Below are 19,258 nucleotides of genomic sequence, written 5' to 3'. Positions count from 1 at the left end.
GGGAATGAGCAAGTGGGGAATGGGCGTGCGCCGCTGGATGACGGCGGCGCTGATGGTCGTGGGCGCGGCGCTGTCGGCGTCGCCCGCCAATGCGGAGTGGCGCGAGGCGCGGGCCCGGCACTTCATCCTGTACGGCAACATGTCGGAATCCGACATCCGGGCGATGGCGACGCGGCTGGAGCAGTTCGACGCCGTGCTCCGCTATTTCTTCGCCCTGCCCGAGATCGAAGGGCAGGAAAGCAACCCCGTCACCGTTTATGTCGTGCCGAACGGGGCGGCCGTCCGGCGGCTATATGGCAAGGGCAGCGACAACGTCCTGGGCTTCTACCAGCCGCGTGTGTCGGGTTCGGTGGCCTTCACCCCGATGCGCGGCGAGGGGGACAATCCCAACGACATGCAGCCGCAACAGGTGCTGTTCCACGAATATGCGCACCATTTCCTGGTCGGCAATTCGAGCAGCGCCTATCCCGCATGGTTTTCCGAAGGGTTTGCCGAGTTCACCGGGACGGCGAAGTTCGATCGCACCGGGGTCATGGTCGGCGTGGCGGCGCAGCACCGCGCGTACGGCCTGCTGATGGCCAGCAAGCTGCCGATCGAGACGCTGTTCGATTCGTCGCGCCGCAAGCTGGACAGCATGCAGCTGGAACAGGTCTATGGCCGGGGCTGGCTGCTGACCCACCTGACCATGTTCGACCCGGCACAAAAGGCCAAGCTGGGCCAGTATTTCAAGCTGCTCAACACCGGCACGCCCAGTATCCAGGCGGGTAATCAGGCATTCGGATCGCTCAAGGATCTCGACCGCGATCTCGACCGCTATCTGCGTCGCGGAACGATTCCGGGCGTGCTGGTGCCGTTCGACCGGCTCGGCACGCCGCAGGTCGCGGTGCGGGTGCTGAGCGCCGGCGAACAGGCGCTGATCGGCTATCGGATGCAATCCGATCGCGGCGTCGACGACAAGGCTGGGCGTGATCTCTATGCGCGTGCCGCGGCGGCGGTGGCGTCCTATCCGCAGGATGCGGTGGCGCAAGGGTGGTTCGCCGAAATGGCCTATGACGCGAGCGAGGATGCGGCGGCGGAGGCGGCGGCGGACCGTGCGCTGGCGGTAGATGCCAAGTCGCAGCAGGCGCTGCTCTACAAAGGCCTGATCCATCTGCGCCGTGTCGAGACGGCCAAGAGCCACGACCCCAAGCTGTGGGAGGAGGCGCGCAGCTGGATCGTGAAGGCCAACCGGGCGGACCCCAACGCGGCCGAGCCGCTGGCCGTCTTCTACCGCAGCTTCATGATGCAGGGCGAAAAGCCCCGCGCTTCGGCCATCGCCGGGCTCGGCCGTGCGTTCGAGCTGGTGCCGCAGGATGGCGGACTGCGCATGATGCTGGTGATGCAAAAGGTGCGGGACGGGGCGATCGACAATGCCAAGGCGCTGCTTCGTCCGCTCGCCTTCAACCCGCATCTGTCCGCCGACAACCCGGCCGCCCAGATGCTGACGGTGCTGGAATCGGGTAACCAGGAGGCGATTCGCATCCTTGCCGGACCTTCCCCGGCACCGACTGCCGCCCCCTGAGCCGGATCATCCCCCCGATACCCATGCGCGCAACACCGCCTCGACAAAGGCGGTGTGCCGTGTGGGCTCGGCAAGCTGCGGGTCGGGCGTCGCGGTCGCGGCGATCAGGCGGGTCATGCGGTCGAGCGTAGCCGGCCCGGCGGGCTTCAGCTCGGCCCTTGGGAACAGGTCGCCAAGCCGCTCGGTGTCGCTCTCGAACGCGATCCGCGCCAGCCCGCGCGGTGTGGCCGCGATCAGCAGGGCCCCGAGCGGCGAGGGCAGGATCGCCCATTCCACCGTCACGCCGTCGCCGCCGCGCCGCCACTGTCCCGGCGCCATGCCCAGCCGCTGTTCGCTGTCCGCATAGAAGCGGCTGGGCCCGGCATAGCCCGCCTCGTAAAGCGCGCGCGTCACGCTGTCCGCGCTGGCCAGGGCTTCGGCGGCACGGGCCCCGCGCAGCGCGCGGGCATAGGCGGCCGGGCTGACCCCGGTCGCGCGCTTGAACAGGCGGTGGAAATGATGCGGGGCATAACCGACCTGGGTGGCGAGCGTGGTGAGGGGCGGCGCGTCTTCCGCCGCCTCCAGGATCGCGATGGCCGCGGCCACCGCCTGTCGGTCGCGCGTCACCGCATCGGGCAGGCAGCGCAGGCAGGGGCGATAGCCCGCCGCGCGCGCTGCCTCGCCACTGGGGTGGAAACAGACATTCTCGCGCCGGGGCCGCCGGGCCGCGCAACTGGGGCGGCAATAGATGCCCGTCGTCTTCACCGCGACCACGAACCTTCCGTCCGCCGCGCGGTCGCGGCGGTGGAAACTCTGCCAGGCGGCGTCTTCGTCGAAATCGGTCATCGGGTCGGCTTTCGGTCGCACGCCGGGGGCGGGGCGGTACGATCATAGCAGCGCCGCTGTGGCAATCATCCCACGGCTTGCGGCCAAAGCCGTTAAAATGGCGTCATCATCCCGTCACAAGATGCGCCACGCACCTTGCATCGATTGGTTCCCGATGCTAACCGCCCGCCAACCCATCGGAGGCGCGTTTTTCGCGCCCCGTTCCCCTTGGGGCCAACCCGTTCGTTGTTCGAGGAATTCGCATCCGTGGAGATGTCCGGCGGTACTATAAGCGGCACAGGCGGCATCCAGGCGAGCCTGGGTGGACGTTATGCGCTCGCGCTTTTCGAGACGGCCGCTGAGCGCCGTTCGATCGACACGATCGAGGCTAGCCTCGTGACCCTGCGCGACGCGCTGGCCACCAATGAGGATCTGGCGGCGCTGACCAAGAGCCCGGTCGTGGCGCGCGGTGCCGCCGTAAAGGCGATCCTGGCCGTGGCTGACACGCTCGGCCTCGACGCGATCACCAAGAATTTCCTCGGCGTCCTTGCCGAGAATCGGCGCCTGTCGGCGCTGCCGCAGATCATTCGCGCCTTTCGCCAACTGGCCAGCCGCCATCGCGGCGAAGTTGCTGCCGAGGTGACGAGCGCCCACCCGCTGACCGAGGCACAGGTCGCAGAGCTCAAGCAGCAGCTGCGCACCCGGGTCGGCCGCGAAGTGTCGGTCGACCTGTCGGTCGATCCCGATCTTCTCGGCGGGCTTGTCGTCCGCATCGGTTCCCAGATGATCGATAGCTCGATCCGCACCCGTTTGAATGCGCTCGCCAGCGCGATGAAAGGCTGACGTTCCCATGGATATCCGCGCCGCAGAAATCTCCAAGGTCATCAAGGACCAGATCGCCAATTTCGGCACCGAGGCCCAGGTCAGCGAGACCGGCCAGGTGCTGAGCGTCGGTGACGGCATCGCGCGCATCTACGGCCTCGACAATGTCCAGGCGGGCGAGATGGTCGAGTTCGCCAATGGCGTGCAGGGCATGGCCCTCAACCTCGAGGCCGACAATGTCGGCGTCGTGATCTTCGGCTCGGACGCCGAGATCAAGGAAGGCGACACCGTCAAGCGCACCGGCACCATCGTCGACGTGCCGGTCGGCCGTGGCCTGCTGGGCCGCGTCGTGGACGGCCTGGGCAACCCGATCGACGGCAAGGGCCCGATCGAGGCGACCGAGCGCCGCCGCGTCGAGGTGAAGGCGCCCGGCATCATCCCGCGCAAGGGCGTGCACGAGCCGGTGCAGACCGGCCTCAAGGCGATCGACGCCCTCGTCCCCGTCGGCCGTGGCCAGCGCGAGCTGATCATCGGCGACCGCCAGACCGGCAAGTCGGCCGTCGCGATCGACGCCTTCATCAACCAGAAGGCGGTCAACGCCGGCACCGACGAGGCGAAGAAGCTCTACTGCATCTACGTCGCCGTGGGTCAGAAGCGCTCGACCGTGGCGCAGCTCGTCAAGACGCTCGAAGAGAATGGCGCGATGGAGTATTCCATCGTCGTCGCCGCGACCGCGTCGGAGCCCGCCCCGCTTCAGTTCCTGGCGCCCTATACCGGCACCGCGATGGGCGAGTATTTCCGCGACAACGCGATGCACGCGCTGATCGTGTTCGACGACCTGTCGAAGCAAGCCGTTGCGTACCGTCAGATGTCGCTGCTGCTGCGCCGCCCGCCGGGCCGTGAAGCCTATCCGGGCGACGTGTTCTATCTGCACAGCCGCCTGCTGGAGCGTGCGGCCAAGATGAACGACGCCAACGGTGCCGGTTCGCTGACCGCGCTGCCGATCATCGAGACGCAGGCGGGCGACGTGTCGGCCTACATCCCGACCAACGTGATCTCGATCACCGACGGCCAGATCTTCCTCGAGACCGACCTGTTCTTCGCGGGCATCCGCCCGGCGATCAACGTCGGCCTGTCGGTCAGCCGCGTCGGCTCGGCCGCGCAGACCAAGGCGATGAAGAAGGTGTCGGGCTCGATCAAGCTCGAGCTTGCCCAGTATCGCGAAATGGCGGCCTTCGCGCAGTTCGGCTCGGACCTCGACGCCTCGACGCAGAAGCTGCTGAACCGCGGTGCGCGCCTGACCGAGCTGCTGAAGCAGCCGCAGTTCTCGCCGCTGCCCTTCGAGGAGCAGACCGCGTCGATCTTCGCGGGCACCAACGGCTATATCGACAATGTGCCGGTGGCGCAGGTCGTCCGCTACGAAGCGGCGATGCTGGCTTACCTGCGCAATGATCACGCCGACGTGCTGGCGATGATCCGCGACACCAAGGATCTGGGCGACGAGGCCAAGGGCAAGCTCAAGGCCGCGCTCGACCAGTTCGCGAAGATCTTCGCGTAAAAGCAGACATGACCCTCTCCCCTTGCGGGAGAGGGTTGGGTGAGGGGGCGCCGCAAGCGACCCCGCCCGTGGCAACCCCTCACCCCGACCCTCTCCCGCGAGGGGAGAGGGAGGCAGAAGGACGAAGATGGCGAGCCTCAAGGCCCTCAAGATCCGGATCAACTCGGTCAAGTCGACCCAGAAGATCACCAAGGCGATGAAGATGGTCGCCGCCGCCAAGCTGCGCCGTGCGCAGGACGCGGCGCAGAACGGCCGTCCCTATGCCGAGCGCCTGGAAACGGTGATGGCCAGCATGGCCGCGCGCGTGGGCGGCGTCGGTGCGTCGCCGCTGCTGGCGGGCACCGGCAAGGACGATGTCCAGCTGCTGGTCGTCGCCACCTCGGAGCGTGGCTTGGCGGGGGCGTTCAACACCAACATCGTCCGCGCCGCGCGCCGCAAGGCCGAAGAGCTGACCGCTCAGGGCAAGACGGTCAAGTTCTACCTCGCGGGCAAGAAGGGGCGCGTGCTGAAGCGCTTCTTCCCCAACGCGATCCTCGCCGATCACGACATGAGCGCGATCAAGGCGCCCAAGTTCGACGACGCGCGCGTGATCGCCGACGACCTGATCGCCCGTTTCGAGCGCGGTGAGTTCGACGTGGCGCACCTGTTCTATTCGAAGTTCGTCTCGGCGCTGGTGCAGGACCCCGTCTCGCAGCAGCTGATCCCCGTGCCGATGCCTGCGCCCAGCAAGGGCGAAGCGTCGGTCGAGGCGGTCGCCGAGTTCGAGCCGAGCGAGGAAGACATTCTCGAGGCGCTGCTGCCGCGCAACGTCGCGGTGCAGATCTTCCGCGCGCTGCTGGAGAACCAGGCCGGTTTCTATGGTTCGCAGATGAACGCGATGGACAACGCCACGCGCAATGCGGGCGACATGATCCGGCGTCTGTCGATCCAGTATAACCGCACCCGCCAGGCGGCGATCACCACCGAGCTGGTCGAGATCATCTCGGGCGCCGAGGCGCTCTGATGCGTTTCGCGCTCCTTCTGGGCCTGACGGTCGCACTGGCCGGATGCGGCCAGGCGTCCGATCAGCCGAAGGGCGCGCCCAAGGCGACGCCGACGCCGTTCGTGAAGGGCGGCTGGGCCACCGTGTTCGCCGATCCGGCCGAGACGGTCAGCCTGCTCGACCGCATGGGGTTTCGCATGAGCGGCTATACGCCCGTCCAAGGCGTGTACCGTGCCATCGCGCAGGCCACGCCGATGGCGGATCCGGCGGCAACGCCGATCAACATGGCGAACCTGATGGTCGAGGGTGATGCGTCGCGGCTGAACACGCTTCGCTACTCGCTTGACCTCGTCAATCTCGACACCAGCCCGTTCGCCAAGACCCAGTTCATCCGCTGGGTGACCAAGCCGATGGATCAGCTGGGTCTGGACGGCAAGGATGCGGTGTCCGCCGCCATCCAGACCGAAAGCGCCACCACCGGCCACCTGACCGGCGCCGATTACCATGTTACCCGTGACAAGATCGACGGTGGCCGCCGTCTGGTCGTAACCTTTACCCGCCCCGAAGTTATGTCGGGCCAGCAGAACCAAGGAAGCAATGATGGCAACCGCCGCTGATGACATCCGGCCGACCACGGCCACCAACAATGTCGGCACGATCGCCCAGGTCATCGGCGCGGTCGTCGACGTTCACTTCCCCGAGAACCTGCCCGCGATTCTGTCGGCGCTGGAGACGGACAATAACGGCACCCGCCTGGTGCTCGAAGTCGCGCAGCATCTGGGCGAGAACACCGTCCGCACGATCGCGATGGACACGACCGAGGGTCTGACCCGCGGCCAGACCGTGACCGACACCGGCAGCCAGATCCGCGTGCCCGTGGGTCCCGCGACGCTGGGCCGCATCCTGAACGTCGTTGGCGAGCCGATCGACGAGCGTGGCCCCGTCGCCACCGACCTGCGCGCGCCGATCCACGCCAAGGCGCCCGAGTTCATCGAGCAGTCGACCGAGAGCGCGATCCTGGTCACCGGCATCAAGGTCATCGACCTTCTCGCGCCATACGCCAAGGGCGGCAAGATCGGCCTGTTCGGCGGCGCGGGCGTCGGCAAGACGGTTCTGATCCAGGAACTGATCAATAACATCGCCAAGGGCCATGGCGGCACCTCGGTGTTCGCGGGCGTCGGTGAGCGTACTCGCGAGGGTAACGACCTGTATCACGAATTCCTCGACGCGGGTGTTATCGCCAAGGACGCCGAGGGCAACGCGATCAGCGAGGGCTCGAAGGTCGCGCTGGTTTATGGCCAGATGAACGAGCCGCCGGGCGCCCGTGCGCGCGTCGCGCTGTCGGGCCTGACCATCGCGGAATATTTCCGCGACCAGGAAGGCCAGGACGTGCTGTTCTTCGTCGACAACATCTTCCGCTTCACCCAGGCGGGTGCGGAAGTGTCGGCGCTGCTGGGCCGCATTCCGTCGGCCGTGGGCTATCAGCCGACCCTGTCGACCGACATGGGCGCGCTGCAGGAGCGCATCACCTCGACCAACAAGGGTTCGATCACCTCGGTGCAGGCCGTGTACGTGCCCGCCGACGACTTGACCGATCCGGCGCCGGCCACTTCGTTCGCCCACCTGGACGCGACGACCGTGCTCAACCGCGCCATCTCGGAGCTGGGCATCTACCCGGCCGTCGACCCGCTGGATTCGACCAGCCGCGTGCTCGAGCCGCGCATCGTCGGCCAGGAGCATTACGAGACGGCCCGTGCGGTCCAGTCGCTGCTCCAGCGCTACAAGGCGCTGCAGGACATCATCGCGATCCTGGGCATGGACGAGCTGTCGGAAGAGGATAAGCTGACCGTCCAGCGCGCCCGCAAGATCCAGCGCTTCCTGTCGCAGCCCTTCCACGTCGCGGAAGTCTTCACCGGCATCTCGGGCAAGTTCGTCCAGATCGAAGACACGATCCGCTCGTTCAAGGCGGTGGTCGACGGCGAATATGACCACCTGCCGGAATCGGCCTTCTACATGGTCGGCGGCATCGACGAGGCCGTCGCCAAGGCCGAGAAGATGGCTCAGGAAGCCTGATGACATGGGGGGACGGTTCGCGCCGTCCCCCTCTTTCCTCTCCCTCCGAGGGGGAGAGCGATGCGAGATAGACAACCCATGCTGCACTTCGAACTCGTCACGCCCGAAAAGCTCCTCCGTTCGGAGGACGTGCATATGGTGGTCGTGCCCGGCACCGAGGGTGATTTCGGCGTGCTGGAAGGCCATGCGCCCTTCATGTCGACGATCCGCGACGGCGCGATCCAAGTATATCGTACCGAAAAGGGCGAGCCGGAATCGATCCAGATCCGTGGCGGCTTTGCCGAAGTCGGCCCCAAGGGCCTGACCGTGCTCGCGGAGCATGCGGGCTGATCCCATAAATTGGTCTACCGGCGATCGCGCCGATGACATGTTGATGGGGGCATCATGCGGTTGGTCTATGCGATACTGGCCCATGATGCCTTCGATCAGCTCGAACGGCTGATCCACCGCCTGCTGGCGGACGCACCCGAAGATCGGGTTTGCCTTCACATCGATGCCACGGCCACGCCGCCCGATGCCTTTCTGAACGGCCTGTCCGACGCCGTGCGCGCGCGGGTGACGATCGTGAACCCAGCCATTCCAGTCCATTGGGCGCACTGGTCGCAGACCGTGGCGATCGCCCGCCTGCTCGATGCCGCACTGGCCGAGCCCTTCAATCTGGTTCACGTCATCAGCGGTCGCGACTGGTCATTGTGTTCGCGCGCCGAGATGGTCGCGGCGATCGAGGCGGCCCCGGCGGGCACCTGCTTCATGGATCGGCGCGACGAGGACCTCGGCTGGCGGATGAACGACTGGTGCTTCATCGACCGCCATCTGCGCCCGCGTGCCGATCCGACGCCCTTGTCCTGGCGGATCGCCGTCCTGCGCAGCCGGATGTCGGCCTGGGCAGATCGCGGGATCAAGCGGCTGCGCGGTCCCCGCCCGGAACCGCTGGGGCCATGGGCGACGAGCTGGACATGGTGGTCGCTGCCCAGAGACGCAGCGATAGCGGTGCGCGATGCCACCGACATACTGATGGCGAGCGGACGCCTGCGGCATACGCAGGCCAGCGACGAGCATGTCGCCCCCACCGCGCTGATCGCGGCCGGTTACGGCGACCGGATGCAGCCGGCGCGGCGGCTGGTTCGCTTTGCGCCGGGCCAGTGGAGCCCGATGACGCTGACCCGCGCCGATCTGGAAAACCGGCCGGGGGATGCTTGGTTCGGGCGGAAGTTCGATGCGAAGGTCGATCCGGCGTTCCTAGAAATCTGAGGCTTTTCCGTGCGCCAGGGCCCTCTTTCCTGTCCGGGGAAGAGGAAAGAGAGAGTTCAGCGGTGCCGGCCCGCCCCCTCAAAGAAAGCTGTAGGGGTCCACGTCCACCGCCACACGCACCTTCGCGGACCATTCCAGCCCGCCCAGCCACTCGCGGATCACGTCCTGCACCGCCAGCGCGCGACGGGCATGGACGAGCAGGCGGAAGCGGTGCCGTCCGCGCAGCATTGCCAGCGGGGCGGGGGCAGGGCCGAAGACGTGCATGCCGTCGACCCTGGGGGCGGCGCGCGCGATCAAATTGGCGGTGGACTGTGCTGCGCCCTGATCCTCCGACGAGATGATGATCGCGGCATAGCGACCGAAGGGCGGCGCATCGGCGTCGCGCCGTGCCTCGGTTTCGGCGGTGTAGAACGCCTCGGCATCGCCGGTGACGAGCGCCTGCATCACCTGCGCCTTGGGGCTGTGCGTCTGGATGAAGACATGACCGGGCTTGGCACCGCGGCCCGCACGCCCCGACACCTGGCGGATCTGCTGGAAGGTCCGTTCCGCTGCGCGCAGGTCGCCCCCCTCCAGCCCGAGGTCGGCGTCGATCACCCCGACCAGGGTCAAATTGGGGAAGTGATAGCCCTTGGTGATCAACTGCGTGCCGACGACGATGTCGATATCGCCCGCCTCCATCCGCCCGACGAACTCGGCAGCCTTGGCGGGGGACCACATGGTGTCGGAGGTGACGACCGCGATCTTCGCCTCGGGGAACAGCGCGGTCGCTTCGTCGGCGATACGCTCGACACCGGGGCCGCAGGCGACCAGCGAGTCCTCGCCGTCACATTCGGGGCAGGCGCGCGGGGTCGGCAGGACATGGCCGCAATGATGGCAGGCCAGCCGCCGCACCAGCCGGTGCTCGACCATCCAGGCGGTGCAGTTGGGGCATTGGAAGCGATGCCCGCAGGTCCGGCACAAGGTCAGCGGGGCATAGCCGCGCCGGTTGAGATAGAGGAGCGACTGCTCGCGCTTCTCGAACGTCTGCTTCATCGCCGCGACCAGCTTGGGCGCGATCCAGCGGCCGCGTTCGGGCGGGTCCTGGATCAGGTCGATCGCCTCGATTGTCGGCATCTGCGCGGGGCCGAAGCGGCCCGGCAGCTTGACCTCGGTATAGCGGCCCAGCGCCACCTGTTGCCGCGTCTCGATCGCGGGGGTGGCCGAGGCCAGGATCACCGGGCAGGGCTCGAACTTGCCGCGCATCACCGCCACGTCGCGCGCATGGTAATGGACGCCGTCTTCCTGCTTGAAGCTGGTCTCATGCGCCTCGTCCACGACGATCAGGCCGAGATTGCGATAGGGTAGGAACAAGGCCGAGCGCGCGCCGACCGTCACCAGGCCTTGGCCGCTGGCGATGGCCCGCCAGGCGCGCCGTCGCTGCGACGAGCGCAGGCCGGAGTGCCAAGCCACCGGCTCGCAGCCGAATCGGTCATGGAAGCGCTTGAGAAAGGGTTCGGTCAGCGCGATTTCGGGCAGCAGGACGAGGACCTGCCGTCCCTCGGCGATCGCCTCCGCCACCGCCTCGAAATAGACCTCGGTCTTGCCCGATCCGGTGACGCCGTCGAGCAGTACCGGCTGGAAGGCGTGCGCGGCGACCCCGGCGACCAGCGTATCGGCCGCCGCCCGCTGATCTTCCGACAGGACCGGGCGATGATGGTCGGGGTCGGGCAGGGGGAAGGGGCTGTCGATATCGACCTCCACCCCCTCGATCGCGCCGTTCTTCACCAGTCCCCGGATCACCGCGTCCGACACATCGGCCATCGTCGCCAGCTCGCGGATCAGCCCCTGGCGATCGCCGATCCGTTCCAGCGCCTGCGCCCGCTGCGGGGTGAGGCGGTCGGGAACATGGCCCGTGACGCGGTATTCGGTGGCGGTGCGTGCGCCCTCCAGCGCGGAGGTGGAGGACAGCGCCATGCGCACCACTGCGGCGGGCGGGGCGAGATAATAGTCCGCCGTCCACTCGATCAACCGGCGCAAGGGAGTGGGCAAAGGCGGCGCGTCGGCTACGCCCAGCAGCGGGCGCAGGCGGTTGTCGCCGACCTCCGCATCGGACGGCATCCGCTCGGCCTCCCACACCACGCCCAGCAGCTGGCGAGGGCCGAGCGGCGCGACGACGATCGACCCCGGCTCGACCGTCATCCCGTGCGGAATACGATAATCGAGCGGACCGAGCGCGGAGTTCAGGACGAGGACGCGGGCACGCGAGGACATGAGCCCGCTATATGGGGCGGAGGACCCAGGAGGAAAGGCCCGGTGTACGGGTCAATGGAACGGATTGCTTCGCGATGCGGGCCCGTTCACGGCCGCTCATTCCTCTGGGCAGGCGTGGCGTGGTGGAGCAATCCGGCCTGGCGCATGATGACGGTCGGCCCGGTGATGGCTACCCCACGCGCCGCCGGTCGCCACGTCGCCGCTCACCCACCCGGTCGCGCTTGGCGGCGTAGAGGCGGCTGTCGGCATGGTGCATGAAGTCGCGCACCGTCGTGCATTCCTCGGGACGCAGGCTCATGCATACCGTGCCCGCGCAGCTCATCGTCAGGCCGTCCATGGTCACCGCAACGGACATCAGCGCCTCGATCCGCGTGCGCAGCTGTTCGGGTTCGGCGAGCAGCATGGGGTCATGGACGATCACGCCGAACTCGTCACCGCCCAGCCGCGCCACGAAGCAATCCGTCAGCCAGTTGGCGAGCAGCCGGGCACCGATCGTGCGCAGCACCTCGTCCCCCGCCAGATGGCCCATCGTGTCGTTGATAAGCTTGAACCCGTCCAGGTCGATCAGCACCAGCCCCAGCGGCGTCCCGTCCGTGACGGACCGGTCGATCGCCGTCTCCAATGCGCGGTCATAGGCGGCCCGGTTGGACAGGGTCGTCAGCGCATCGGTATCGGCATTGCGGCGCAACTGGGTCTCGAGCGCGTGGCGTTCGGTCACGTCCTGGAACATGCCGACCAGGCCATGAGGTTTGCCATCGACCATTTCGCGCTCGCCCATCACGCGGACGCGGCGCAGTCGACCGAGCGCGGTCACGAAGTCGAGTTCGATGTCGAACGGATCGCCGGTGCGCAGCGTATCCTCGATCGTCGCCCGCAGCACCTCACGCGATGCGGGCGGATAGTAGGACAGCCCCTGTTCGAGCGTGAACTTCTGGCCTGGCGCCAGTTCGTGGATGCGATAGACGCCGTCGGACCACATGGCCTGTCCGGTCGCCATGACGACGCGCCACGATCCGGTCAGCGCCAGCCGCTCGACCTGGCGAACAGTGCGGTCCTTGGTCCGAAGATCCTCGGCCTGACGCTCGCTGAGTTCGGCCATGGCATTGGCCCGCCGCGCGATCGCCCGCGCGGCGATCAGCGCCTCCGCCAACTTGGCCAGATGGCGCAGGGTCTGTTCGCCCACCGGGCTGAGCGACCGGGGCGTGTCGTCCATGACGCAGAGCGACCCGATCGCCTGGGGCGTTCCGTCAAGGTCGGGGACGCGGATCGGCATCCCGGCGTAGAAACGCGTGCCGTCCTCGCCGGTGACCAGCGGGTTGACCGAAAAACGCGGATCGCTGGTCAGGTCGGGAACGATCATCAGGTCGGGGGACCGGATGGTGTGGTCGCAAAAGGCGACCTGACGGGGCATTTCGCTGGGCACCGGGCCGGTCGCCGCCTTCACCCAGAAACGGTCGCGATCGGCCAGCGTCAGCGCGGCGAGCGGACAATCCAGCATGTCGGCGGCCAGCGAGACGAGCGCATCGAACTCCGCCTCCGGCTCGCTGTCGAGCAGCGCATGGGCCTGGAGCATGGCGAGGCGGCGTTCCTCGTCAAACGGCAGCGATATGGGGAACGTGGCGGCCATCATATAAGGATGATAACGCAAATAGTTGTAAAAATCTCAAATTCGCCACGAATATTATCGTATTTTATCAACGATTCCGGATGTGTATGCGCGGTGCCTGCACCACGCCCGCCCGGATGACGCATTTGTCACGTTATGGTCACCCCGGGGTAGCCCGTCGGGCGTTAGCCCAGGATCCACGGAGTTCGAAGAGCTCGGCGCCCGATACTCCCGGGGGTGCCGTCGGGGCCGGCGGAGAGCGCGCTTTCCGCCGGCCTTTACATGACGGCGACTTTCGGCAACGGTGACGGGGCCAGGCTGGAGAGATTCGAACCGACGCCGACAAGTCAAGGTCGCCCAATGCCGGAGCAGACGAGCCGATGAGCCGCAAAATCCTGATCGTCGAAGATGACGCCTCCACCGCCGCCTATGTCGCCAAGGGGCTGGGCGAGGCGGGTTATGCCGTCGAACAATGCGGCGATGGCCGCGACGGCCTGTTCCTGGCCAGCGAGGGCATATTCGACCTCATCATCGCCGACCGGATGCTGCCGCGCCTGGACGGGCTGGCGATGGTCAGCGCGATCCGCGCGGCGGGTATCTCGACGCCGGTTCTGGTCCTGTCGGCGCTGGCCACGGTCGACGACCGGGTCGACGGGTTGAAGGCGGGTGCGGACGATTATCTGTGCAAGCCCTTTTCCTTCGCCGAATTGTCGGCGCGGATCGAGGCGCTGGTCCGCCGGTCCGATCGTGCGGCCTCCGAGCCGACCCGTACCAAGTTGAGCGTCGGCGATCTCGAAATCGACCTGCTGGCACGCACCGTGACGCGGGCGGGCAAGATCATCCCGGTCGGCGCGCGCGAATTCAACCTCCTGGAATTCCTGGCGCGCCATGCGGGCCAAGTCGTCACCCGCACGATGATGCTGGAGAAGATCTGGAACTATCATTTCGACCCGGGTTCCAACGTGGTCGACGTCCATATCGGCCGTCTGCGCCGCAAACTTGAGGAAGGGTTCGGCAGCCCGATCCTGCATACCGTGCGCGGCGCGGGTTACAGGCTGGCCGTCGAAGGGTGAAGTCGCGGCTGACGATCTCGGCGCGGATCGCGCTGCTGTCGATCGCATTGGCGTTGGTATCCAATCTGGCGCTGGTCGGCTTCATCTGGAAGCAGACCAGCGCCGATGCGGTGGCGGCGCTCCACCGCGAGATCGTCGAACAGGCCGACGCCCTGCGCGCGGTCTGGCGCACCGGCGCGCTGCCCGCGCTGGCCGATGCCATCAAGGAGGCGCGCGAACCGGGCGACGTGTCGCTGGTCCTCGCCATCTTCGATCCGCAGGGGCACCGGATTGCCGGTTATGCGCCCAGGCATCTGGCGGTGCCATTGTCCGACACGCCGTTTCGCATCGCGGTGCTGGGCCGCGAGGGCGTCTGGAATGCGCGCGAGGCGGGCTATACGCTCCACCCCATCGGCAAGGACTGGTTGCTGGTGGGCCGCCCGCTCGACCTGATCGAGGCGCAGCAGGTCGCGATCGAACGCGCGCTGGCGCTGGCGGTGTTCCTGTCGCTGATGCTGGGGGTGGGCACCGGGCTGGTGCTGGCCCGCTATGTCACCGGGCGGCTCAACACGATCGTCGCGGTGATCGACGCGGCGGGCGAGGGCGACCTGACCCGCCGTGTCCGGCTGGTGCGTGACGGCGACGACAAGGGCGATGCCTTCGACAGGCTGGCCGAGCGACTGAACGCGATGCTGGGCAAGATCGAGCAGTTGATGGCGGAATTGCGCGTCGTCACCGACAGCCTGGCGCACGACCTGCGCTCGCCGCTCGCCCGTTTGCGCACCAAGACCGAGCAGGCGGTGCTGATCGCCGATCCCGGCCAGCGCGAGGCGGCGCTGGGCGGCCTGCTGGTCGAGACCGACCTGATCATGCGGATGCTGACCATGGTGATCGAGATCAGCCGGTCCGAATCGGTGACCCGCGACCGCTTCACACTGGTCGCGCCCGCCGAACTGGTCGAGGAGATCGGCGAACTCTATGCCCCGGTCGCCGAGGATGCGGGGCTGCGCTTCCTGATCGAGGTCGAGGCGCGCCCCGCGCCGCTGCCCCTCCACCGTGAACTCATGAGCCAGGCGCTCTCCAACCTGATCGACAATGCGCTCAAGCATGGCGCGGCGGGCGGCCAGGTGACGCTGCGCCTGCGCGACGGGGCGGAGGGAATCCTGTTCCAGGTCGAGGATCACGGCCCCGGCATCGCCGAGGCCGACCATGCCCAAGCGCTCAAGCGTTTCGGACGACTCGATACGGCGCGCACCACGCCGGGGGCCGGGTTGGGCATGGCGCTGATCGAGGCGGTGGCCCGGCTGCATGGCGGCCGGTTCGAACTGGGCGACAATGCCCCCGGCCTGGTGGCACGGGTGGTGATTCCGTGAAGACGCTATTCCTCCCCCGCAAGGGGAGGAATAAGGTTTGCCCCTTTCCGTCAGGGCTCTACACCCCGCGTCATGGATAATCTCTCCCTGTTCGGCCTGGCCGCCGTATCGTTCACCCTGGTCTGCTATGCCATGGAGGCGGGGACGCACTGGTGGACGCTGGGGTTCGTGCTGGGCTGTATCGCGGGCTCGGTCTATGGCTTCATGCAGGGCGCCTGGCCGTTCGGGGTCGTCGAGATCGTCTGGGCGATCGTGTCGTTCCGCCGCTGGCTGACCCTGCGTCGCGTCCAGTCGGGCAGGTTTCGGGAACCGATCGCTTGACAGGGTGTTGCGCGGCCTTTAACGGACCGTCCTTCCAGTGCACCCGATGGACGACGCGCGACTTGCGTGCGTCGCGATCGTGCGTGGTGGAACCATCGCGTTGAGATGGAGCGTGTGCGGCCATGCCATGCTCCGTGGAGCTAGGAGAACAAGTTTCATGGCACGTATTGCGGGTGTCAACCTCCCGACCAACAAGCGCGTTCTGATTGCGCTGACTTATATCCACGGCATCGGTCCGACCAAGGCGAAGCAGATCACTGCCAAGCTGAACATCGCCGAAGATCGTCGCGTCCAGGACCTGTCGGATCAGGAAGTTCTCCAGATCCGCGAAACCATCGACGCCGATCACACGGTCGAAGGCGATCTGCGTCGCGAAACCGCGATGAACATCAAGCGCCTGATGGATCTGGCCTGTTATCGCGGCCTGCGTCACCGCAAGGGCCTGCCGGTCCGCGGCCAGCGCACGCACACCAACGCGCGCACCCGCAAGGGTAAGGCAAAGCCGATCGCGGGCAAGAAGAAGTAATTCGCCCCGGGCGAATTACTCCGCCGGAGGGCAGGCCTGTGGCTGACCGCCCGCCGCTCTCCGCATCAGGATACCAGGTCAGGACTTTCATATAATGGCACGTGAACCGCAGCGCATTCGTCGTCGCGAGCGCAAGAACATCACCGCCGGCGTCGCTCATGTGAACGCCAGCTTTAACAACACCATGATCACCATCACCGACGCGCAGGGCAACGCCATTTCGTGGTCGTCGGCTGGTGCGATGGGCTTCAAGGGTTCGCGCAAGTCGACCCCATATGCGGCGCAGGTCGCAGCGGAAGACGCGGGCAAGAAGGCCGCCGAGCACGGCGTCCGCACCCTGGAAGTCGAAGTGAAGGGTCCGGGTTCGGGCCGCGAGTCGGCGCTTCGCGCGCTGCAGGCGGTCGGTTTCCAGATCTCCTCGATCCGCGACGTCACCTCGATCCCGCACAACGGCGTGCGGCCTTCCAAGCGTCGCCGCGTCTGATGCTTCCCATGGCCGGCTGACGAGTCGGCCATGCCTCTCTCCATGGCTGGAACCGTCCCCGTTCCGGCCCACAACTCAGGGGAACCACGTGTCTGTCAACGCAAAGAACTGGCAGGAACTGAAGAAGCCCAACGCGCTCGAGAAAAAGGGTGGCGATGGCAAGCGGAAGGCGACGTTCGTTGCCGAGCCGCTGGAGCGTGGCTTCGGCCTGACGCTGGGCAACGCGCTTCGTCGCGTGCTCCTCTCGTCGCTCCAGGGCGCGGCCGTGACCTCGATCAAGATCGAGAACGTGCTGCACGAATTCTCGTCGCTGGCTGGTGTGCGTGAAGACGTCACCGACATCGTCCTGAACGTCAAGCAGCTCGCCATCCGCATGCAGGGCGAAGGTCCCAAGCGGCTCCAGCTGTCGGCAACCGGCCCCGCCACCGTCAAGGCCGGCGACATCGCCGTGTCGGGCGACATCGAGGTCATGAACAAGGACCTGGTGATCTGCCATCTCGACGAAGGCGCGACGTTCAACATGGAACTGACCGCCGACATCGGGAAGGGCTATGTCCCCGCCGCATCGAACCGTCCGGCCGATGCGCCGATCGGTCTGATCCCGGTCGACGCGCTCTACTCGCCGGTCCGTCAGGTGTCGTACAAGGTCGATCCGACCCGCGTCGGCCAGGACCTCGATTATGACAAGCTGACGCTGTCGATCGAGACCGACGGCACCGTGACCCCGGAAGACGCCGTGGCCTATGCCGCGCGCATCCTCCAGGACCAGCTGGCGCTGTTCGTGCACTTCGACGACTCGGCGCTCACCCGCGCCGCGCCGGTCGGCCAGGCGGCGATCCCCGCCGCTGGCGGCGAGCCGCAGAGCGACGCGCAGCAGATCAATCGTTACCTTCTCAAGAAGGTCGACGAGCTGGAACTGTCGGTGCGTTCGGCGAACTGCCTCAAGAACGACAACATCATCTATATCGGCGATCTGGTCGGCAAGACCGAAGCCGAGATGCTGCGCACTCCCAATTTCGGTCGCAAGTCGCTGAACGAGATCAAGGAAGTGCTGTCGTCCATGGGTCTGCGCCTGGGCATGGAAATCCCCGGCTGGCCGCCCGAGAATATCGAGGAAATGGCCAAGAAGCTGGAACAGGAGATCATGGGCTGAGCCACGCGCGGATAGCATCGCTATCCGCGAGACGGCGAAAGCCCGGCCGGCGGGTCGCCCATGGGCGGCCCGTTCGACGTCAGGATCGCGGCTTCGCCGTGATCCGGTCCGGCCACTCCCAGCTTTGCTGATCCGCTCGCCGGCACATGCCGGAGAGCCACAAGACAGGCGAAGGTGACGGCCTTGACGGTCACCGGCTCTGGGGTTCCGTGACACGGCCCCTTAACGAACGAAGGAAATACCCATGCGTCATCGCGTCGGCGGCCGTAAGCTGCAGCGTACCTCGGCTCATCGTATCGCGCTGTTCCGCAACATGGCGGCAGCCCTGATCAAGCACGAGCAGATCACCACCACCGTCGCCAAGGCGAAGGAACTGCGTCCCTACGTCGAAAAGCTGGTGACCCTGGCGAAGAAGGGCGGTCTCTCGAACCGTCGTCTGGCCCATGCCCGTCTGCTCGACGACGCACAGCTGGTGAAGCTGTTCGACACCCTGGCGACCCGCTATGCGGACCGCAACGGTGGTTATACCCGCATCATCAAGGCCGGCATCCGCGCGTCGGACGCCTCGCCGATGGCGATCATCGAGTTCGTCGACCGCGACGTCTCGGCGAAGGGCCAGGATTCGGGTCCGGTCATGAACGACGAGGACTTTGACGAAGCCGCGTAAATCTACGCGTCTTTCGAGACACCTTCGAGAGGGGGTCGTGCCAGCGATGGTGCGGCCCCCTTTTCGTTGGGCCAAGCATTTTTCTGCAGTGTCGCAGCATTGAACGCGGCCGGGATGCGATGCGATATACCGGAGCAGGCCGGGGGAGGGGACATATGCGGGGGGTGATGGCGGCGGTTTTGGCGATGGGGGTGACCCTGTCGCCCGCTATGGCGCAGAGTGGCGCGGCGCAGAGTGAGGTGGCGCAGGCGGACCCGGCACCGGCCGATACGCAACGCACCAAGACTAGGGCCGAGTTCGTGCCCATGCTGCCCAGCGACGCCAATCGTCCCTGGCTGGGCCCGCAGATGCGCGAACAGGGCGGTGCCGCGACCAAGGGCTTCGTGGCGGGGGCCGTGCTGTCCACGGCAGCCGCGCTGGTCAAGGGACGCAAGCCCGCATCCGGAGTCGGGCCGGTCGACCCGTCGCGACCGGTACGTGCGGCCGAAGCACCGTCTTCCTATCGCGCGGAAACCGACAGCGAGGCGGCCGTCCATGCCTGTGCCAAGGCGATCGAGGCGGAGGGGCGCCGCAGCTTCCCGCTGGCGCAGGTCGGGCAGGTGCACACCGCAAATCCGCTGGGCAATGGTTATGACGTCCAGGGCGACGTGCTGCTGCGCGTCAATTACCGCGAGGCGGGGGTAGCGCACGGCTTCCGCTGTCGCGTCGATGCCCAGGCCGTACGAATGGTTGCGATCGAGTCGCTTCAAACCGGTCCGACCCGGTAGCTTTTCGC

Annotated in this window: 19 protein-coding genes; 16 read left to right on the top strand and 3 right to left on the bottom strand. The window is 66.9% G+C overall.

Going from position 1 to position 19,258, the window contains the following annotated elements; translation table 11 throughout:
- The first annotated feature begins 4 nt into the window (after positions 1-4).
- Positions 5-1,561: a hypothetical protein gene (locus tag SOM26_RS10965; RefSeq protein WP_320452738.1), complete on the top strand. Its 1,557-nt coding sequence runs from the start codon at positions 5-7 to the stop codon at positions 1,559-1,561.
- Positions 1,562-1,567: 6 nt separating this feature from the next.
- On the opposite strand, the gene SOM26_RS10960 is transcribed toward SOM26_RS10965, so the two are convergent.
- Positions 1,568-2,386: a bifunctional transcriptional activator/DNA repair enzyme AdaA gene (locus tag SOM26_RS10960; RefSeq protein ID WP_320452737.1), complete on the bottom strand. Its 819-nt coding sequence runs from the start codon at positions 2,384-2,386 to the stop codon at positions 1,568-1,570.
- Positions 2,387-2,638: 252 nt separating this feature from the next.
- On the opposite strand from SOM26_RS10960, the gene SOM26_RS10955 reads away from it, so the two are divergent.
- The 7 genes from SOM26_RS10955 (at position 2,639) to SOM26_RS10925 (ending at position 9,051) form a co-directional block, all read left to right on the top strand.
- Positions 2,639-3,208, top strand: coding sequence for a F0F1 ATP synthase subunit delta (locus SOM26_RS10955; RefSeq protein ID WP_320452793.1), 570 nt, complete (start codon positions 2,639-2,641; stop codon positions 3,206-3,208).
- Positions 3,209-3,215: 7 nt separating this feature from the next.
- Positions 3,216-4,745 carry a F0F1 ATP synthase subunit alpha gene (gene atpA, locus SOM26_RS10950; RefSeq protein WP_320452736.1) on the top strand — a complete coding sequence of 510 codons (1,530 nt, stop codon included), beginning with the start codon at positions 3,216-3,218 and terminating at the stop codon, positions 4,743-4,745.
- Between the two features lie 127 nt (positions 4,746-4,872).
- Positions 4,873-5,748: a F0F1 ATP synthase subunit gamma gene (locus tag SOM26_RS10945; protein WP_320452735.1), complete on the top strand. Its 876-nt coding sequence runs from the start codon at positions 4,873-4,875 to the stop codon at positions 5,746-5,748.
- Positions 5,748-6,344, top strand: coding sequence for a hypothetical protein (locus SOM26_RS10940; RefSeq protein WP_320452734.1), 597 nt, complete (start codon positions 5,748-5,750; stop codon positions 6,342-6,344). Before SOM26_RS10945 ends, SOM26_RS10940 begins: the two co-directional genes overlap by 1 nt.
- Positions 6,328-7,800 carry a F0F1 ATP synthase subunit beta gene (gene atpD, locus SOM26_RS10935; protein ID WP_320452792.1) on the top strand — a complete coding sequence of 491 codons (1,473 nt, stop codon included), beginning with the start codon at positions 6,328-6,330 and terminating at the stop codon, positions 7,798-7,800. The genes SOM26_RS10940 and atpD overlap by 17 nt, the downstream gene beginning before the upstream one ends.
- A gap of 78 nt (positions 7,801-7,878) precedes the next feature.
- Positions 7,879-8,130, top strand: coding sequence for an ATP synthase F1 subunit epsilon (locus SOM26_RS10930; RefSeq protein WP_320452733.1), 252 nt, complete (start codon positions 7,879-7,881; stop codon positions 8,128-8,130).
- A gap of 54 nt (positions 8,131-8,184) precedes the next feature.
- A complete protein-coding gene (locus SOM26_RS10925; protein WP_320452732.1) occupies positions 8,185-9,051 on the top strand; it encodes a beta-1,6-N-acetylglucosaminyltransferase in 867 nt (288 codons plus the stop codon).
- 78 nt (positions 9,052-9,129) lie between these two features.
- Here SOM26_RS10925 and SOM26_RS10920 read toward each other — a convergent pair whose 3' ends face one another.
- Both SOM26_RS10920 and SOM26_RS10915 read right to left on the bottom strand, forming a co-directional pair.
- A complete protein-coding gene (locus tag SOM26_RS10920) occupies positions 9,130-11,301 on the bottom strand; it encodes a primosomal protein N' (protein ID WP_320452731.1) in 2,172 nt (723 codons plus the stop codon).
- A gap of 169 nt (positions 11,302-11,470) precedes the next feature.
- Positions 11,471-12,931: a sensor domain-containing diguanylate cyclase gene (locus SOM26_RS10915; protein WP_320452730.1), complete on the bottom strand. Its 1,461-nt coding sequence runs from the start codon at positions 12,929-12,931 to the stop codon at positions 11,471-11,473.
- A gap of 356 nt (positions 12,932-13,287) precedes the next feature.
- Here SOM26_RS10915 and SOM26_RS10910 point away from each other — a divergent pair, with 356 nt between their 5' ends.
- The 8 genes from SOM26_RS10910 (at position 13,288) to SOM26_RS10875 (ending at position 19,250) form a co-directional block, all read left to right on the top strand.
- On the top strand, positions 13,288-13,980 hold the full coding sequence (locus SOM26_RS10910) for a response regulator transcription factor (RefSeq protein ID WP_320452729.1): 693 nt from the start codon (positions 13,288-13,290) through the stop codon (positions 13,978-13,980).
- Positions 13,977-15,332 carry a sensor histidine kinase gene (locus tag SOM26_RS10905; RefSeq protein ID WP_320452728.1) on the top strand — a complete coding sequence of 452 codons (1,356 nt, stop codon included), beginning with the start codon at positions 13,977-13,979 and terminating at the stop codon, positions 15,330-15,332. Before SOM26_RS10910 ends, SOM26_RS10905 begins: the two co-directional genes overlap by 4 nt.
- A 72-nt stretch (positions 15,333-15,404) precedes the next feature.
- On the top strand, positions 15,405-15,653 hold the full coding sequence (locus tag SOM26_RS10900) for a hypothetical protein (protein WP_320452727.1): 249 nt from the start codon (positions 15,405-15,407) through the stop codon (positions 15,651-15,653).
- A gap of 157 nt (positions 15,654-15,810) precedes the next feature.
- Positions 15,811-16,179 carry a 30S ribosomal protein S13 gene (gene rpsM / locus SOM26_RS10895; RefSeq protein ID WP_320452791.1) on the top strand — a complete coding sequence of 123 codons (369 nt, stop codon included), beginning with the start codon at positions 15,811-15,813 and terminating at the stop codon, positions 16,177-16,179.
- A gap of 94 nt (positions 16,180-16,273) precedes the next feature.
- A complete protein-coding gene (gene rpsK, locus SOM26_RS10890) occupies positions 16,274-16,663 on the top strand; it encodes a 30S ribosomal protein S11 (RefSeq protein ID WP_204195567.1) in 390 nt (129 codons plus the stop codon).
- Between the two features lie 88 nt (positions 16,664-16,751).
- Positions 16,752-17,816, top strand: a complete 1,065-nt coding sequence (locus tag SOM26_RS10885; RefSeq protein WP_056430549.1) for a DNA-directed RNA polymerase subunit alpha — start codon at positions 16,752-16,754, stop codon at positions 17,814-17,816.
- Between the two features lie 244 nt (positions 17,817-18,060).
- Positions 18,061-18,483 carry a 50S ribosomal protein L17 gene (rplQ, locus tag SOM26_RS10880; RefSeq protein WP_320452726.1) on the top strand — a complete coding sequence of 141 codons (423 nt, stop codon included), beginning with the start codon at positions 18,061-18,063 and terminating at the stop codon, positions 18,481-18,483.
- Positions 18,484-18,638: 155 nt separating this feature from the next.
- The gene (locus tag SOM26_RS10875; RefSeq protein ID WP_320452725.1) at positions 18,639-19,250 is read left to right on the top strand and encodes a hypothetical protein; all 612 of its coding nucleotides are present in this window, start codon (positions 18,639-18,641) and stop codon (positions 19,248-19,250) included.
- Positions 19,251-19,258: the final 8 nt, after the last annotated feature.

It is taken from the genome of Sphingomonas sp. CFBP8993, from assembly GCF_034044895.1.
In the GTDB taxonomy this organism is placed as follows: Bacteria; Pseudomonadota; Alphaproteobacteria; order Sphingomonadales; family Sphingomonadaceae; genus Sphingomonas.
The sequence above is the reverse complement of the archived record's forward strand: the minus strand, read 5'-3'. Positions and strand labels throughout refer to the sequence as shown.

What these genes read in the sequence shown, in the direction of transcription:
- SOM26_RS10925 (WP_320452732.1), top strand. Translation starts at nt 8,185, where the DNA reads ATGCGGTTGGTCTATGCGATACTGGCCCATGATGCCTTCGATCAGCTC.
- SOM26_RS10920 (WP_320452731.1), bottom strand. Translation starts at nt 11,301, where the DNA reads ATGTCCTCGCGTGCCCGCGTCCTCGTCCTGAACTCCGCGCTCGGTCCG.
- SOM26_RS10960 (WP_320452737.1), bottom strand. Translation starts at nt 2,386, where the DNA reads ATGACCGATTTCGACGAAGACGCCGCCTGGCAGAGTTTCCACCGCCGC.
- SOM26_RS10945 (WP_320452735.1), top strand. Translation starts at nt 4,873, where the DNA reads ATGGCGAGCCTCAAGGCCCTCAAGATCCGGATCAACTCGGTCAAGTCG.
- SOM26_RS10930 (WP_320452733.1), top strand. Translation starts at nt 7,879, where the DNA reads ATGCTGCACTTCGAACTCGTCACGCCCGAAAAGCTCCTCCGTTCGGAG.
- rpsK (WP_204195567.1), top strand. Translation starts at nt 16,274, where the DNA reads ATGGCACGTGAACCGCAGCGCATTCGTCGTCGCGAGCGCAAGAACATC.
- atpA (WP_320452736.1), top strand. Translation starts at nt 3,216, where the DNA reads ATGGATATCCGCGCCGCAGAAATCTCCAAGGTCATCAAGGACCAGATC.
- SOM26_RS10965 (WP_320452738.1), top strand. Translation starts at nt 5, where the DNA reads ATGAGCAAGTGGGGAATGGGCGTGCGCCGCTGGATGACGGCGGCGCTG.
- atpD (WP_320452792.1), top strand. Translation starts at nt 6,328, where the DNA reads ATGGCAACCGCCGCTGATGACATCCGGCCGACCACGGCCACCAACAAT.
- SOM26_RS10955 (WP_320452793.1), top strand. Translation starts at nt 2,639, where the DNA reads ATGTCCGGCGGTACTATAAGCGGCACAGGCGGCATCCAGGCGAGCCTG.
- rplQ (WP_320452726.1), top strand. Translation starts at nt 18,061, where the DNA reads ATGCGTCATCGCGTCGGCGGCCGTAAGCTGCAGCGTACCTCGGCTCAT.
- SOM26_RS10940 (WP_320452734.1), top strand. Translation starts at nt 5,748, where the DNA reads ATGCGTTTCGCGCTCCTTCTGGGCCTGACGGTCGCACTGGCCGGATGC.
- SOM26_RS10875 (WP_320452725.1), top strand. Translation starts at nt 18,639, where the DNA reads ATGCGGGGGGTGATGGCGGCGGTTTTGGCGATGGGGGTGACCCTGTCG.
- SOM26_RS10910 (WP_320452729.1), top strand. Translation starts at nt 13,288, where the DNA reads ATGAGCCGCAAAATCCTGATCGTCGAAGATGACGCCTCCACCGCCGCC.
- rpsM (WP_320452791.1), top strand. Translation starts at nt 15,811, where the DNA reads ATGGCACGTATTGCGGGTGTCAACCTCCCGACCAACAAGCGCGTTCTG.
- SOM26_RS10900 (WP_320452727.1), top strand. Translation starts at nt 15,405, where the DNA reads ATGGATAATCTCTCCCTGTTCGGCCTGGCCGCCGTATCGTTCACCCTG.
- SOM26_RS10915 (WP_320452730.1), bottom strand. Translation starts at nt 12,931, where the DNA reads ATGATGGCCGCCACGTTCCCCATATCGCTGCCGTTTGACGAGGAACGC.